The organism is Sphingomonas sp. UV9 (assembly GCF_004101245.1).
Lineage (GTDB): Bacteria > Pseudomonadota > Alphaproteobacteria > Sphingomonadales > Sphingomonadaceae > Sphingomonas.
This window is the reverse complement of the sequence record NZ_SCIN01000002.1, coordinates 269,244-284,246: the sequence shown is the minus strand read 5'-3', so window position 1 is coordinate 284,246 and position 15,003 is coordinate 269,244. Positions and strand designations below refer to the sequence as shown.

General features: G+C 67.4%; 18 protein-coding genes. 13 read left to right on the top strand and 5 right to left on the bottom strand.

The annotated features are described in order from the left end of the window. Position 1 precedes the first annotated feature (1 nt). The 12 genes from EQZ23_RS07685 to EQZ23_RS07630 all read left to right on the top strand — a co-directional run bounded on the left by EQZ23_RS07685 (position 2) and on the right by EQZ23_RS07630 (position 9,601). Complete coding sequence (locus tag EQZ23_RS07685) at positions 2-424, top strand: hypothetical protein (RefSeq protein WP_128453882.1); 423 nt, start codon at positions 2-4, stop codon at positions 422-424. A 47-nt stretch (positions 425-471) separates the two neighbouring features. Continuing rightward, positions 472-2,190, top strand: coding sequence for a flagellar hook-length control protein FliK (locus EQZ23_RS07680; protein WP_128453881.1), 1,719 nt, complete (start codon positions 472-474; stop codon positions 2,188-2,190). 16 nt (positions 2,191-2,206) lie between these two features. Further along, positions 2,207-2,827 carry a flagellar basal body-associated FliL family protein gene (locus EQZ23_RS07675; RefSeq protein ID WP_128453880.1) on the top strand — a complete coding sequence of 207 codons (621 nt, stop codon included), beginning with the start codon at positions 2,207-2,209 and terminating at the stop codon, positions 2,825-2,827. A 3-nt stretch (positions 2,828-2,830) separates the two neighbouring features. Beyond that, on the top strand, positions 2,831-3,793 hold the full coding sequence (locus EQZ23_RS07670) for a flagellar motor switch protein FliM (RefSeq protein WP_128453879.1): 963 nt from the start codon (positions 2,831-2,833) through the stop codon (positions 3,791-3,793). Next, the gene (gene fliN / locus EQZ23_RS07665) at positions 3,790-4,092 is read left to right on the top strand and encodes a flagellar motor switch protein FliN (RefSeq protein WP_055874438.1); all 303 of its coding nucleotides are present in this window, start codon (positions 3,790-3,792) and stop codon (positions 4,090-4,092) included. Before EQZ23_RS07670 ends, fliN begins: the two co-directional genes overlap by 4 nt. Before the next feature lie 5 nt (positions 4,093-4,097). Further along, positions 4,098-4,352 carry a flagellar biosynthetic protein FliO gene (locus EQZ23_RS07660; RefSeq protein WP_128453878.1) on the top strand — a complete coding sequence of 85 codons (255 nt, stop codon included), beginning with the start codon at positions 4,098-4,100 and terminating at the stop codon, positions 4,350-4,352. 155 nt (positions 4,353-4,507) lie between these two features. After that, the gene (gene fliP, locus EQZ23_RS07655) at positions 4,508-5,299 is read left to right on the top strand and encodes a flagellar type III secretion system pore protein FliP (protein WP_240663408.1); all 792 of its coding nucleotides are present in this window, start codon (positions 4,508-4,510) and stop codon (positions 5,297-5,299) included. A 4-nt stretch (positions 5,300-5,303) separates the two neighbouring features. Next, the gene (gene fliQ / locus EQZ23_RS07650; protein ID WP_055874447.1) at positions 5,304-5,573 is read left to right on the top strand and encodes a flagellar biosynthesis protein FliQ; all 270 of its coding nucleotides are present in this window, start codon (positions 5,304-5,306) and stop codon (positions 5,571-5,573) included. Between the two features lie 211 nt (positions 5,574-5,784). Then, the gene (gene fliR / locus EQZ23_RS07645) at positions 5,785-6,558 is read left to right on the top strand and encodes a flagellar biosynthetic protein FliR (protein WP_128453877.1); all 774 of its coding nucleotides are present in this window, start codon (positions 5,785-5,787) and stop codon (positions 6,556-6,558) included. Beyond that, positions 6,558-7,700: a flagellar type III secretion system protein FlhB gene (locus EQZ23_RS07640; RefSeq protein ID WP_128453876.1), complete on the top strand. Its 1,143-nt coding sequence runs from the start codon at positions 6,558-6,560 to the stop codon at positions 7,698-7,700. The genes fliR and EQZ23_RS07640 overlap by 1 nt, the downstream gene beginning before the upstream one ends. Before the next feature lie 57 nt (positions 7,701-7,757). Further along, complete coding sequence (fliD, locus tag EQZ23_RS07635; RefSeq protein WP_128453875.1) at positions 7,758-9,206, top strand: flagellar filament capping protein FliD; 1,449 nt, start codon at positions 7,758-7,760, stop codon at positions 9,204-9,206. Continuing rightward, on the top strand, positions 9,203-9,601 hold the full coding sequence (locus tag EQZ23_RS07630; protein WP_128453874.1) for a flagellar protein FliS: 399 nt from the start codon (positions 9,203-9,205) through the stop codon (positions 9,599-9,601). The genes fliD and EQZ23_RS07630 overlap by 4 nt, the downstream gene beginning before the upstream one ends. A gap of 3 nt (positions 9,602-9,604) precedes the next feature. Here EQZ23_RS07630 and EQZ23_RS07625 read toward each other — a convergent pair whose 3' ends face one another. Genes EQZ23_RS07625 through argH form a run of 5 tightly spaced genes read right to left on the bottom strand, consistent with a single transcriptional unit; the run spans position 9,605 to position 14,256 of the window. Then, positions 9,605-10,558, bottom strand: a complete 954-nt coding sequence (locus EQZ23_RS07625) for a CorA family divalent cation transporter (RefSeq protein ID WP_128453873.1) — start codon at positions 10,556-10,558, stop codon at positions 9,605-9,607. Then, positions 10,555-11,358: a bifunctional precorrin-2 dehydrogenase/sirohydrochlorin ferrochelatase gene (locus EQZ23_RS07620; protein ID WP_128453872.1), complete on the bottom strand. Its 804-nt coding sequence runs from the start codon at positions 11,356-11,358 to the stop codon at positions 10,555-10,557. Before EQZ23_RS07620 ends, EQZ23_RS07625 begins: the two co-directional genes overlap by 4 nt. Beyond that, on the bottom strand, positions 11,343-12,605 hold the full coding sequence (lysA, locus tag EQZ23_RS07615; protein ID WP_128453871.1) for a diaminopimelate decarboxylase: 1,263 nt from the start codon (positions 12,603-12,605) through the stop codon (positions 11,343-11,345). The genes EQZ23_RS07620 and lysA overlap by 16 nt, the downstream gene beginning before the upstream one ends. Positions 12,606-12,616: 11 nt before the next feature. Next, positions 12,617-12,859 carry a hypothetical protein gene (locus EQZ23_RS07610; protein WP_128453870.1) on the bottom strand — a complete coding sequence of 81 codons (243 nt, stop codon included), beginning with the start codon at positions 12,857-12,859 and terminating at the stop codon, positions 12,617-12,619. Beyond that, the gene (argH, locus tag EQZ23_RS07605; RefSeq protein WP_128453869.1) at positions 12,856-14,256 is read right to left on the bottom strand and encodes an argininosuccinate lyase; all 1,401 of its coding nucleotides are present in this window, start codon (positions 14,254-14,256) and stop codon (positions 12,856-12,858) included. The genes EQZ23_RS07610 and argH overlap by 4 nt, the downstream gene beginning before the upstream one ends. On the opposite strand from argH, the gene EQZ23_RS07600 reads away from it, so the two are divergent. Further along, positions 14,255-14,884, top strand: coding sequence for a TlpA disulfide reductase family protein (locus tag EQZ23_RS07600; protein WP_128453868.1), 630 nt, complete (start codon positions 14,255-14,257; stop codon positions 14,882-14,884). The genes argH and EQZ23_RS07600 overlap by 2 nt on opposite strands. Positions 14,885-15,003 lie beyond the last annotated feature (119 nt).

Here is a 15,003-nt window from a genome sequence, read left to right as displayed (position 1 = left end):
GATGGAAAAGCGCGGCAAGACTCTCGCCCGCATCCACCGCGTCCGCACGCTGCAGCTCGGGCTGACCCGCGCCGACGAAGCGCGTGCGCACGACAAGTTCACCAGCGAGCAGACCTTGTCGGGCAGGATCGCGCTGCTCGTCGAGGCGGTCGCACCGGTCCACGAGACTCAGGTCGCGGTGTCGCTGGGTGCCGCGGCACATTACCGCGAGCGCCTACAGAAATCCGCCGATGCCGCGGTCGAACGGATGCAGGCGGCCGAACATCATGTCGGTCGCGCCGCCGAAGCGACCCGCGCCGCCAAGCGCGATCAAACCGCGGTCGAGAAGCTGCTCGCGCGCGCCGATGCCGACGCGGTGCTGAAGGCAATCCGCGCAATGGAAGAATCTCCCGCCTTTCGAAAGGTTCGGCACGATCCTTGCTGAGCGGTAGCGGAGCGGCCGTGCGCCGACGCCCCGAACGAGTATCCTGCATGATCCCGACCGCGTCCCTTGCTGCCCTTCTGCCGACCTTGACGCGGTCGACTGCCGGGCCGAACGTGCGGGCGAAAGGCGATTTCGCGGGCTCCTTCGCGCAGGCCAACGACGATGCCGCCGCCGAGGGCGCGCCGACACCGACACTCCCGGCAACCGCGCCCGACACGATCCTCCGGCAGGACGTCGCCGCAACCGGCAACACCTTGCCGACTGTGGTTGTGCCCGATGCCGCGCCGGTGATCATCCCGGCGCTAGCAACCCTCCTGCCCGAGCAGCTCGCGACCTCGCCCACACCATTGCGTCCGACCCAGCCAAAGGCTGAGACTCCGGTGCCGGACGTCAGCGCCAACCCCACGGTCGCCGCGCGTGCATCCGCCACGGTAGCGCGGCCCGCGTCGTTCGCCGTGTCGCCCCGCGCCGGCAAAGCCAAGGATGACGCGCCAGCGACGCCGTCGGATGACGCGTCCGACGCAACGCCCACCGATCAGCCGGCCGCGACCGATCCGCACGCGATCGACCCGCCTGTCGTCGTGACGCTCGCCGAAATGCTGCGCGTGCCGCAGCCAACCATCCCGCCGCCATTGCCGGAGGGCACCAAGACGCCGTTGGACGAGGTCGTCGTCGCACCGGCCGCATCGACCATCGATAGCGCAAAACCGGCCGGCAAGACTGTCGCGGCCGCAAAGCCTCTCGCGGCAGTTGAGCCGCAAATCGTGCCAAGCGACACGACGCAGATCGCCCCGGTTCCACGGCAACCGCGCGATGCGCCGATCGCTGCGCTCGCGGAACCGACAAGCCCCACCTCACAATTCAAGACCACCGCCCTAACCTCCGCAGCGGCGCGTCGGATGCCGGGCGTGGTGGAGCCCAGTCAGCTCGTACCCGGCCAAGCCGCACCGATCGCGCCCCTGGCCTCCACCGCGCCCGTTGCGATCCCGCCGTTGCAGATCGCGGCTCTTGCAGCGGCCGTTCCGATCGCACCGAAGCCCATGGGCGAACAGGTTTCAATATCGCCACCGCCAACGTCGGGCCCGGTGGCAGACGGACCGCCCACTACCGACATCGCTACGATCGCAACGCCGCGCTGGGTCGCCACCGACGCGACGACCCCGGTCGCGCTTGCGCTCGCCCGGCCCGAACCCGTCCAGCCGGAGCCCGGTACGGTCGCCTCGGCCAGCCAGGTGTTCGGCGCGGCGATCCAGGCCGCCACCAAGGCACGCGAAGACCGCGACATCCCTGATCAGGCCGCTCTATCAACCCCAGTGAGCGCCCCCACATCCACCGAGACGATCAGAACCTTCGACGCCCAGCACGCCCCACTCGACATGCGGCAGGAGCGCTGGCCGCATGCGATGATCGAACGGATCGAGATCCTGCGTGACGCCGCCGATGCGACCGACACGCGGATCCGCCTGATCCCCGACGCGCTCGGCGCGATCGACGTATCCGTGCGGAAAGACGGCGATACCGTCCACGTCCATTTCAACGCCGAGCAGAGCGCGACGCGGACGCTGCTGGCCGACGCGCAACCCAGGCTCGCCGAACTCGCCGAAGCGCGCGGACTGAAGCTCGGTCAAGGCGCGCTCCAGGCCGGCGCAGACCAGGCCGGCAGCAATGCCAGCTCCGGCCAGCAACGCGCGCAGTCGACCGCCCGTGCCCCCGCTCCATCGACGTCCGTAACCGCGGACGCCACCGAAGACACCCGAATCGCTTGACCCGAAGGACCCCGACATGGCCGACAAGAAAGAGACTGCGGACGCAGCGCCCAAGAAAAAGGGCAAGATAAAGAAGATCCTGATCGGCGGCGTTGCGCTGCTGGTCCTGGTCGGTGGCGGCGTCGGCGCGGGCGTCTATGCCAGCAACGCCGGGCTGCTCGGCGGTGGCCACGCCGCGGTCGACGACGGCAAGCCCAAGCTCGTCCCCAAGAGCGAGCAGAAGCATCCGACCGAAGGCGAAGGCGGCGGTCATGGCGGCGACGAGGCCGCACCCGAAAACCACGGGATGAAGCCCCCCGCAGGAGAGGGCGGCGATAAATATGCCTCGACCTATTACCCGATGGAGAAGGAATTCACCTCCAATCTCCAGGACTCGGCGCACTTCGTCCAGGTCGGGATCGCGGTCGCGACGCCGTACGACGACACCGTCATCACCAACCTCAAGACCAATGATATCGCGGTCCGTTCGGCGATCCTGATGGCGCTCGGCGACACCACCGAGGAGCAGGTGATGAGCAGCGACGGCAAGCGCCAATTGCAGGTCAGACTGGCCAAGGCGATCAACGATACGCTCAAGCAGAAGGAAGGATTCGGCGGCATCGGTAACGTTTACTTTACCAGTTTCGTCGTTCAGTGAGGCATGGTTAACGAGGGCTCAGCAAAGACGCGCGAACGGCGCGACCGGGATCGCTCCACCGCCCCCCAGGGCGGCGTGCTGCATCAGGGTATGCTCGGCGGGGCCAAGCTCAATCCGTTCGGCGACCTGCATTCGTTGCAGCATCTCTCCGCGCGGTTCGCGCGCGGTTTGCGCGGCGTGTTCGAGCCGCTGCTGCGTCAGGAGGTCCGCTGCTGGGCGGAGCCTTTGGTCGTCCAGCGCTTCACCGACTACCGCGCGGAACGCAGCGATGCGCTGACCGCGTGGCTGCCGCTGGTCATGACGCCGGGGATGGCGCAGGCGCTGTGCATCATGGACGGCAAGTTCGTGCTCGAAATGCTCGACATGTTCTTCGGCGGCACCGGTGCCGCACCGCATACGCTGCCGAGCGAGTTCTCGCCCGCCGCCGAGGCGATGGTCGCGCGGATCGGCCAGATGATCGCGACCCCGCTCAAGACCGCGTGGGAGCCGATGGCGCGGTTCGATTTCCAGCCGACGCGCGTCGAGGTGAACCCGGCGATGATCGCCGATCTCGATGGCGAGGACGCGATGATCGTCACGCGCTTCGGAATCTCGGCGGGCTCTGCAAAGCCGGTGTTCCTCGACCTCGTCTACCCCGTCTCCGCGCTGAAACCGCATGCGCCCTCGCTCACCGCCAAGGTCGTCGGCAAGTCGGCCGAGCCCGATCCGGCGTGGCGCAACGAGCTGACCCGCGCGGCGATGAACGTGCGCTTCCCGATCCGCTCGGTGCTCGCCGAGCCGGTCGTCAAGCTGACCATGTTGATGGACCTGAAGCCCGGCGACGTGATCCCGATCACCATCTCGGGCGACGTGCCGGTGATGGTCGGCAACAACCGGCTCGGCTGCGGCACGGTCGGAACCTCCAATGGCTTCGCGGCCATCCAGCTTACCTCGATTACCCGTTTCGACGAAGGATTTGCAGCATGAACGACATGACCGGCGGGTTTCCGGTAGACGCCGCGGTGGCCGCCAATTTCCGGCTGCTCCAGGATGTCGACGTCAAGCTGACCGTTGAGATCGGCTCGACCAGCCTGACGTTGCGCGAACTGCTCGCGCTCGGCGAATCCAGCGTCATCGAACTCGATCGCCAGGCCAACGAACTGCTCGACGTGTTCGTCAACGGCACCCTGATCGGTCGCGGCGAAGTCGTCACGGTCGGCGAACGCTTCGGCGTGCGGATGACCGAGCTCGTCTCGCCCGACAAATCTCTCGTCGGGCGCGGCTGAACCCGATGCTCTGGACCTATATCCTGAAGCTCGTCGTGCTGCTCCCGCTGGTCTGCGGGCTGATGTTCGGCTGCCTGTATCTGTGGCGCAAGTTCGAGAGCCGGATCCCGGGCAAGCCCTCGACGCGGCTGATCGGCGTCAAGGAAACGATGATGATCTCGCCGGGCCTGCGCCTCGCGGTGATCGACTTCGAGGGCCGCCGGCTGCTCGTCTCGGTCGGCCGCGGCGGCGTGCACCTGATCGACAAGGTCGACGCATGAGCGCTGTTGCTCGTCCGACGGTGACCCGCAAGGGCTCGGGTCCTGCCCTGTTTACCGCGCCGAAGCGCTCTACGTTTTCCCGCGAACGCGGGAATCCAGGAGCCAAGATCGTAGCGCTCCATAACCCTGGATCCCCGCGTTCGCGGGGAAACAGCTTGGTGTGGATAGGGCTTGCCCTCCTCCTGGCGCTGTTCCTCGCGATGCCGGCGTTCGCGCAAGGCCTCCCCGCCCCGACCCCGCCCGCCGTCGGCGACGCCGTCGATCGTGCGCTCGGCCAGCTCGGCGGCCAGGCCGCGGGTAACACCGGCCAGAGCGGCTCGCTGTCGCTCTCGTTGCAAGTCCTCATCATCATGGGGCTGCTCACGATCCTGCCGGGCATCCTGCTGATGATGACCAGCTTCACGCGGATCATCATCGTGCTCGCGATCCTGCGCCAGGCGCTCGGGCTTCAGCAGACGCCGCCCAACCAGGTACTGCTCGGGTTGTCGCTATTCCTCAGTTTCTTCATCATGGCGCCGACGATCAACCAGATCAACACGACCGCGATCCAGCCCTATGCCGCAGGCCAGCTGGCCGGCACGCAGATGATTACGACGGCTGGCGTCCCCCTTCATGCGTTCATGGTCAAGCAGACGCGCGTCAAGGACGTCACGATGTTCGCGCAGATGGCCAAGTCCGGCCCCTACGCGTCGTCGCTCGACATTCCCTTCTCGGTGTTGCTCCCCGCGTTCGTGACCTCGGAACTCAAGACCGCGTTCCAGATCGGATTCCTGATCTTCCTCCCCTTCATCGTCATCGACCTCGTCGTGGCGACCGTGCTGATGTCGCTCGGCATGGCGATGCTCAGCCCGACGATCATCTCGATGCCGTTCAAGCTCCTCCTGTTCGTGCTGGTCGACGGCTGGGCTCTGACGATGGGCAGCCTCGCCAACTCGTTCGCGACCTGAGCGGATGGACGCGCAATATTTCCTGACCGTCGCCAACCAGACGATGTGGGTGCTGGCGCTCGCCAGCGCACCGATCCTGATCCCGGCGCTGCTGGCCGGGCTGATCCTCGGGATGATCCAGGCGGCGACGTCGATCAATGAGCAGACGCTGTCGTTCGTGCCGAAGCTGGTCGTGGTCGCAGTGTCGATCCTGATCTTCGGGAGCCTGATTTTGGGACTGCTGAGCGATTTCACGATCGGAATCTTCGAGCGCATCCCGGATCTGGTGAAGTGAGGCGCAGCGCCAGCGCGGCCACGCCCGCGCGCCCGGCGCAAGCCCGGCCGGCGGGGCGCAGCCCCCGTCCGACGACGCGGCTTCGCCGCGGCGGGGCGCATGGCTCGAGCGCGGCGCCGCGGCAAAGCCGCGTCGTCGGTCCTCGGCTGTGCCGAGGCCGGCCGGGCTTGCCCACGTGGCGCGCAGCGTGCGCGCTCTCGCGGTCTGCGCCATGTTAGGCTTCGGACTCAGCATCGAGCCCCAGCTGTGGGCGCTCTTCTTCGTGATGATCCGGATCGGCGCGACATTCATCGCCGCGCCCGTGTTCGGCAACGTCTCGGTGCCGGTCACCGTGCGCGTCACGCTGTCGGGCGCGATCGCCTTCCTCGTGCTCGCAATCCACCCGATCACGCCCCCGGACACCATCTTCTCGGTCTCGACGATGCTGTCGGCCGCCGCCGAGGCGCTGGTCGGGCTCGCACTCGGCTTCGTGCTCCAGATCGCGTTCGCCGCGCCGATGATCGCGGCCGAAGTCATCGGCGGCGCGATGGGGCTCGGCTTCGCCTCCTCGATCGACCCGCAGAACGGCAAATCGTCGCCAGCCCTCGGCCAGTTCTTCTCGATCATGCTGACCCTGCTGTTCCTGTCGGTCGACGGCCATCTGATCCTGATCGACCTGATCGTCAGGAGCTATGACGTGCTCCCCCCCGGCGCCGCGTGGATCGGTGTCGAGCGGTTGAAGGCGATCGCGTTCTTCGGCGGCTATGCGTTTCTCGCGGGACTGTTGCTCGCGCTGCCGGTCGGCTTCCTGCTGCTGTGCCTCAACATCGTCGTCGGCATGCTCAGCCGCGCCGCGCCCTCGCTCAACCTGTTCGCGGTCGGCCTGCCCGCCAGCCTCGCGGTCGGCGTCGTCACGCTGGCGATCGCGTTCCCGACGATGGGCGACTACATGCTCGTCATCGTCCGCGAAGGCCTCGCCGCCGCCGACAATCTGGTGCTCGGCTGATGTCCGAAGATTCGGGTGAAAAGACCGAATCCCCAACCGCCAAGCGCAAGAAGGATGCGGTCGAAAAGGGCGACATCCTCAAGTCGCGCGACTTCGCCACCGCGCTCAGCATGGTCGCGGGCGTCGGCTGGCTGATTTACGCCGGCCCCTCGCTGATCACCGCGTGCAAGCAGGTGATGGCGTCGAGCTTCCAGTTCACCCACGCCGATGTCGAGGATTTCTCGCCGTGGCGGCCGCTGATGGAGGCGGGTGGCAAGCTCGCGCCGTCGCTGATCAGCCTGTTCGTCGTCACCATCGCCGCCGCGATCCTCAGCCAGGGCGCACTCGGCTCACTCGGCTTCAACGGCAAGCTGATGGCGCCCAAATACAGCCGGGTCGATCCGGCCGCAGGGCTCAAGCGGATCTTCGGATCGAACGGCTGGATCGAACTCGGCAAGTCGCTGCTGAAGGTGATCCTGCTCGGCACGATCGGCGGCTGGATGCTGTGGAACGCGGCGCACACGACGATGGGCCTCGCCTCTTCCGCGGACCTCAACCAGGCGCTGTCGTCGCTCGGCGGCACGTTCAAGGCGATCCTGATCGCGATGGCGTTCGGGTTGTGCGCGATCGCCGGTATCGACCTGCCGATCCAGATCATCCGCCGCCTGGGCAAGATGCGGATGTCGAAGCAGGAGGTGAAGGACGAGCACAAGTCGACCGAGGGCAACGGCGAGGCCAAGGGCCAGATGCGCGCGAAGATGCGGGCGATGGCGAGCGGCGGCCTGCGCAAGTCGGTCGCGGAGGCGAATGTCGTGCTGACCAACCCGACGCATTTCGCCGTGGCACTGCGCTACGACCGCGGCAAGGATCAGGTGCCGGTGGTGGTCGCCAAGGGGCGCGGCGCGACCGCGCTGGCGATCCGCGAACTGGCGGCTGAAGGTCGCGTGCCGGTGCTCGAATATCCGATGCTGGCGCGCGCGGTCTACTACACCAGCAAGGAGAACCAGGAGGTCCGCGACGACCTCTACATGGCGATCGCGACCGTGCTCGCCTTCGTGTTCGGGCTGAACGCGGCGGCCGGCGGCACCGCTGGTGGCGTGCAACCCTTCGTCACCGTGCCGAAGGATGCGCGGTTCGACGAAAACGGCATCAAACACGCCTAAACATCGCGGCCGCGCGGCCGTTCTTACAGACGAGCGCGCACGTGCAGGGATTTCGCCATGGTAACATCGACGACGAGCACGACGGCCACGCCGACACCCACGGCCACGCCCACCCCGCAAAGCGCGGTCAACGCCGCGACGCAGGCGCTGCTCAATGGGCTGAATGCAGGCTCGGGCGTCGACACCGGCACCCTGGTCACGTCGCTGGTCGAAGCCCAGTTTGCGGCGCGTACGGCCGCACTGAAGGCGAAATCCGATACCCTCACCGCGCAGATCTCGGGGGTCGGTACGCTCAAGAGCACGATGACCGGTTTCTCCACGGCGCTCGCCAATCTGGTCAAGAGCGGCAGTCTGCAATCGCAGCCAAGCAGCTCCAACAACGCCGTCCTATCCGCGACCGCCATATCGGGCGCAAAACTGTCGAACCTGTCGGCGAGCGTCACCGTAACGCGCCTTGCGACCGCCCAGGTGGCACGCACCACGACTGCGGTGCCTGCGGCGAACCGTGGCGCCTCGCTCGATACCGGCGCGCTGACCCTGACGATCGGCGGGGGCACGGCAATTCCGATCGATATCGGCGACGGCAGCATCGATGCGATCGCCGCGGGCATCAACGCGTCGAAGAGCGGGGTCACGGCCTCCGTCGTGACCGACGCGAATGGCGGCGCCTATCTGTCGGTCAAGGGCGGCACCGGCACCGCACAGGCGTTCACCTTGAAGGGCGATGGCGCCAGCGGTGCGGTCGATATCGGCGGTGGTGCGACGCAGACCAGCCTGGTGTCGACCGCACAGAACGCGCAGCTCACCGTAGACGGCATCGACGTCGAGCGACCGAGCAACACGGTCAGCGATCTCGTCGACGGCGTCAAACTGCAGCTGAACGCGGTGTCGACGATCCCGATCACGCTCGCCAGCAGTACGCCAACCGACGCGCTGACCCAGGCGGTCAACGATGTCGTCACGACCTTCAACGAGGTGCTGGCGACGATCGCCGAACAGACCGATCCGATCACCGGCAGTCTGCGCGCCGACCCGGCCGCAACGGCCTTGCTCCGCTCGCTGAAGGCGCTGGTGTCGAAGCCGCTGGTCGGCGGCGCGACCGCAGGCATTCCGCGCAGCCTGTCCGAGATCGGCGTCGCGACCAACACCGATGGTACGCTGCGCGTCGATACCGCGCTGCTCGCCCGTCAGCTCGCAGCCTATCCCGACACGATCGAATCGATGTTCGCGCCGTCCTCCACCAACGTCCTGGGCCTGTCCGGCACGCTCAGCGCGCTCACCAACAGCGCGACCAACACGCTGACCGGCCTCGGCGCGTCGACCGCACGGTATACGGCCGCCGAAGCCGACGTAGCCGAGCAGCAGGACAAGATGACCGACCAGTCGGCCCAGCTCACCACCCGCCTGACCCAGCAATATGCGAGCATGAACGCGCGCGTGTCCGCGTACAAATCGACCCAGGCATTCCTCACCAACCAGATCGCAGCCTGGAACAAGAGCTCGTGACCTACGCCAGTACCCTCGTACGCGATCCGTTCGCGACCTATCGCCAGATCGACGCGGTCGGCCGTACCGCCACGGCAGACGGCCCTGCCCTCATCCAATTGCTCTACAAGGAACTCGTCGCCGCCCTGCGCGCCGCCGCCTGGGCCTGCGAGAACCGCAAATTCTCCATCAAGAGCGACCGGATCACGCGCGCCACCGCGATCCTGTTCGCGCTCGAAGCCGGGCTCGATTTCGAAAAGGGCGGCCAGGTCTCGGAGACGCTCGCCAGGTTATACGGCGGTGCGCGCAAGACCGTGATCAACGCCTCGCTCGGCCATGATCCGAAGCCGTTCCGCGATTCGGCGGACATGCTCGACGAAATCGCGCAGGCTTGGCGAACCGCCAGCGCCGCCTGACCTTTACCGCCGGAACCAGTGGCGCCCGGCAAAGTACAGCACGACACCGGCCGCTATGATCGCGCAGGCGCCGGCGATCGCATCGAACGCCCAGGGCTCCTCCGCATAGGGCAGGCCCTTCACGTTCATCCCGTACAGCCCGGTGAGGAACGTCAGCGGCAGGAAGACCAGCGCCGCCACCGAGATGATCAGCGAGCGGTTGTCGATCTGCTCCGCTCGCAGGTCGGTCAGCGTCTCGTGGATCAGCGCGGCGCGTTCGCGGATCGATTCGAGTTCCTCCGCCATCCGCGCAGCCCGGTCCGCCGCCGCCGCCAGATGCAACCGGTCGTCGTCGGCCAGCCAGTCGCCCGACAGCGCCGCCAGTTTTTCCAGCGCAGCACGTTGCGGGCTCAGGAAGCGTTTGTAGCCGATCGCCGCCACCCGGACCTTGCTGACCGCGCGGCGCAGTTCGAACACCCGGTTGGCGTCGAGCTGTTCCTCGCAATCATCGAGTTCGTCGCCGAGAGTGGCGACGTCGGGATCGAGATCCGCAGTGATCGCGGTCGCGAACGCGGCAATCAGGTCGCCCGGATCACGCATGTTACCGTGCTCGACCAGCTTTTCCACTTCCGTCACAGCAATCAGCGGTTTCCGCGTAACCGAGAACACTCGGCCCTTCACGGCCCAGATCCGGACCGACGCAAGCATATCCGACGTGTCGAGCTCTTCGTGCGAGCGTCCGCGAAGATTGACGAACGCGCCCTCGTCCAGCGCCTCGCAGCGGGGCCGTGTCTCGGTCGCAGTCAACGCGTCGACGACATAGTCGGGAAGCTTGGCCTCGTCTCGAAGCCAGGTTTGGGCATGCTCCGCGGCCGTCGACAGATGCACCCAGACTAGATCCGCGGTCCCGTCGAGCGCCTGCTTCACATCGACGCGCGTTGCCTTGCCATCGGTGACACGAAACCCAAAGCCGCTCACCGCGCCATCTCGATATCGACCGACAGGCCGGTGCCCGGGTCGCGCGGCATCGTCTCGCACAGCCGCGCGGCATCGGCGCGCGCGCGATCGAGGATCGCCGCGGGCACGTTAGGCCGGTGATAGACCCGGTCGGCGCTGGCCAGCGCTCGCGCCTGGCGCAACGTCAGGTCCTCGGGATCGTCGGAGAGCAGGACGAGAGTTATGGCCACGTCGCGCTTGGCAGCGGGCACGTCCGTCGGGGCCAGCCACGCATCGACATCGTGCGTCGGCGACAGCGGATCGAGCATGCCCCCCGCCCCCATCGCGGTCGCCAGCGCACGGCGGCGCTCCCCCATATCAGGCCAGCGCTTTCGCAACACGCCGCGCGCGGCCTGCAACGCCAGCGCGAGCTTGCCGAGATCGGCGGGCACCAGCGCCTCCAACCGCTGCCGCAGCGCCGCCGCCAGTCCGGCCGATACGCCGCTTGTCCCGATCGCGATCAGCACCGGCGCGCGATCGACGATCGCCGGCAACGTGAAGTCGCACAGCGCCGACCGATCGACTGCGTTGACGAGGATGCCGCGCGCTTTCAGCCGCGCGACGGCCGCCAGTGCCTCGTCCTCGTCGTCGATCGCGACGATTGCCAGCGACGCCGCCGCATCCTCGCCGACGACGTCCGCGCCCGCGCGATCGAGCAACCGCCGCTTCGCATCCGCCGCCTCGCCCTCGCCCAGCAGGATCACCGGGCGCCCCGCCAGCCTCACGAACAGCGGCAGGCTCTGGAGCGGTGGCGGCGACGCAGGGGTCACCGCTTGAGCCATTCCGGCACGCGCTCGGCCGCCAGGATCGTCTCGGGGTGAATCCGGTCGGCGACCACCGCGAACCGGTCGCCGTCGACCAGTACTTCGGGCACCAGCGCACGGCTGTTGTACGTCGACGCCATCGTCGCCCCATAGGCGCCCGCCGTGCGGAAGATGCCAAGATCGCCAGACTTCACGACGTCGATATCGCGCCCCATCGCGAACGTATCGCCGGTCTCGCACACCGGCCCCGCGATATTGGCCATCATCCGCTCGCCGGTCGGTTCGACCGCGACGAAGTCGTGATAGGCGTCGTACATCGCAACGCGTGCGAGGTCGTTCATCGCCGCGTCGACGATCACGTACGGGTTCACGACGCCGGGCTTTACCCAGATCACCTCGGTCAGCAGCACGCCCGCGTTCCCCGCGATCACCCGCCCCGGTTCGAACATCAGTTCGACGTCCCAGTCGGCGGTCGCCCGCGCGACCATCGCGCCGTACTCGGCCGGGCTCGGCAGCACGTCGTCCGGCTTGTATGGCACACCGAGCCCACCGCCGAGATCGACGCGGCTGATCGTGTGCCCACCGGCGCGCAGTTCGGCGACGAGTTCGCCGATCCGCGCATAGGCGGCTTCAAGCGGCGCGAGATCGGCGAGCTGGCTGCCGATGTGGATCGCCACACCGCGCAAGTTCAGGCCGTCATGCTTCGACAGGCGATCGAACATCGCGACCGCCTGGTCGATCGCGACCCCGAACTTGTTCTCCTTGCGCCCGGTCGAGATTTTCGCGTGCGTACCGGCATCGACGTCGGGGTTGACGCGCAGCACCGCCGGCGCGCGTTCGCCGCGGGCATGGGCGAGCGCGGCGAGCACCTCGCCCTCCTCCTCCAGTTCGAGATTGAACTGGCCGATCCCGACATCGAGCGCCTGCGCCAGTTCCCGACGCGTCTTGCCGACGCCCGAGAACACGATGTCCGACGCTGGGATCCCCGCCGCCAGCGCGCGCTGCATTTCACCGGCCGAGACGACGTCGGCGCCGTATCCCTCGTCGGCCAGCACGCGCAGCACCGCGACGTTGGGGTTCGCCTTGATCGCATAGGCCAGATGCACGCGCCCCGCAGGCTTCAGGGCATCGCGAAACACCTGCGCATGGCGGCGGAACGTGGCGGTCGAATAGACGTAGACGGGCGTGCCGACGGCCTCGGCGATTGCCGGCAGGGCCACGTCCTCGGCATGCATCACACCGTCACGATAGTCGAAATGGTTCATGGATCAGGTCTTCAATTTGGCGGCGGCAGGTCGAATTCGTCGCTGCGTCGCTCGTCGGATTTGGTGAGCAGCTCGTCGCTGCGCTGCGGGCGTTGCTGCGTGGTCGGCGTAAGCAGCTGCGCGGCGGTCGGCTGGGTCGTCGCACCGTACGGCGCGACCGGAAGCGTCTTGCCCTCTGCAGGAACAAGTCCATCCGCCGCGCCGCAGCCCGACAGAGCCAGCGCCAGTCCCGCCAATCCTAGAAGCCGTTTCACGCCGTCTCTCCCCCTGCCATCTCCGCTCGGGCCGCACGGATCGCGGCACGCACATTGTCCGGCGCGGTGCCGCCGAAGCTGGTCCGGCTGGCGACCGACGCGTCGACCGAAAGCACGCCGTACACGCGTTCGTCGATCCGCGCATCGATTGCCTTCAGGTCGTCGATCGGCAGCGCCTCGAGCGCGACCTTGCGCTCTTCCGCCAGCTTCACCGCGCGCCCGGTGACATGATGCGCCTCGCGGAACGGCAGCCCCGCCTCGCGCACCAGCCAGTCGGCGAGATCGGTCGCGGTCGCAAACCCGCTCTCGGCGAGCCCGCGCATCCGATCGGTGCGGAACGTCGCGCTCTCGACCATCCCGGTCATCGCCGCGATCGACAAAGCGAGCAGGTCGTGCGCTTCGAACACCGGCGGCTTGTCGTCCTGCATGTCCTTCGAATAGGCGAGCGGCAGGCCCTTCATCGTCACCATCAGCGCGGTCATGCAGCCGAGAATGCGCCCCGAATGGCCACGCACCAGCTCGGCGGCGTCAGGGTTGCGCTTCTGCGGCATGATCGAGCTGCCGGTCGACCATTGATCGCTGAGCGCGACGAACCCGAACGGCTGCGACGCCCACAGCACGAATTCCTCGGCCAGACGCGACAGGTGGAGCGAGACCTGCGTCGCGGCGGTAAGATACTCGATCGCGAAGTCACGATCGCTCACGCCGTCGAGCGAGTTGGTCATCGGACCATCGAATCCGAGCGCCTGCGCCGTCATCTCGCGATCGATCGGAAAGCCCGTGCCGGCCAGCGCAGCCGAGCCGAGCGGCGACCGGTTCATCCGCGCGCGCGCATCGGCGAACCGCCCGACGTCGCGCGAAATCATAGCGTGATACGCCATCAGGTGATGCCCGAGCGTCACCGGCTGCGCGGACTGGAGGTGCGTGAACCCCGGCATCACGCTCGCCGCATGCTCTTCGGCCCGCGTGAGAAGTGCCGCCTGGAATCCGCCGAGCGCCGCCAGCGCCTGATCGATCGCATCGCGCACCCACAGGCGGAAGTCGGTCGCGACCTGATCGTTGCGCGAGCGCGCGGTATGCAAGCGACCCGCGACCGGCCCGATCGCATCAGCCAGCCGCGCCTCGGTCTGCATGTGGATATCCTCGAGGACCAGGTCCTCCTCGACGCCATTCGCTGCATAATGCGCCGCCACCGTGTCGAGCCCGGCCGCAATCGTCGCGGCATCCTCCATCGACACGATGCCCTGCGCGCCAAGCATCGCGACATGCGCCTTCGAACCGGCAATATCCTGCTGCCAGAGCCGCTTGTCGAAGGGAATGGAGGCGTTTATCTCCCGCATGACAGCCGCCGGCCCCTCGGCGAACCGCCCACCCCACATCGAATTGGAACCGTCCATGTTCTCGCGTCCTGTGTTCACTGCGCGGCCAATCATCTGTTTCGTGGGGATGGGCCTGCTGGTCGCCGGCTGCGATAGGAAATCGCCCGCGCTGGAGCAAGCGAACGTCGTCGCGGCCAATACGGCCTCCGCCGACGAGGTCCCGTCCGGCCCCGCTCCCGACGAAGCCACCGGTCCTGCCACCGCGACCGAAAAGCTGGACCGCAGCCACAAGGGCGAGAGCGGCCCTACCGTCTCCTTCACCGCGCCCGACGGCAAGCCGGTCACGCTATCCTCGTTCAAGGGCAAGCCGCTGCTGCTGAACCTGTGGGCCACCTGGTGCGCGCCGTGCGTCGCGGAGATGCCGACGCTCGACGCCGCCGCCAAGTCGCTATCCGGCAAGGTGCAGGTCATCGCGGTCAGCCAGGACCTTCAGGGCGCGGAGAAGGTAACGCCGTTCTTCGCCGAGAAGAAGTTCACGACGTTGCAGCCCTATCTCGATCCGAAGCTCGGCCTCAGCCTCGCCTACCAGGCGAACCTGCCGACCACGATTCTGTATGATTCGGCTGGCAAGGAAGTCTGGCGGATGACCGGCGGCTATGAATGGAACACACCCGGCGCCGCCAAGCTCATCGCAGAGGCGTCGTAAGCGCCCCCGGCAAGCATCGCTATCATACGTAAAGTGCCGGCCCGCCTTGGTGACGAGCCAAAGGTTGATGGCGGACCGGCACCGTATCCTAAGGCGGATCGACGCGCAGCGCATCCGCT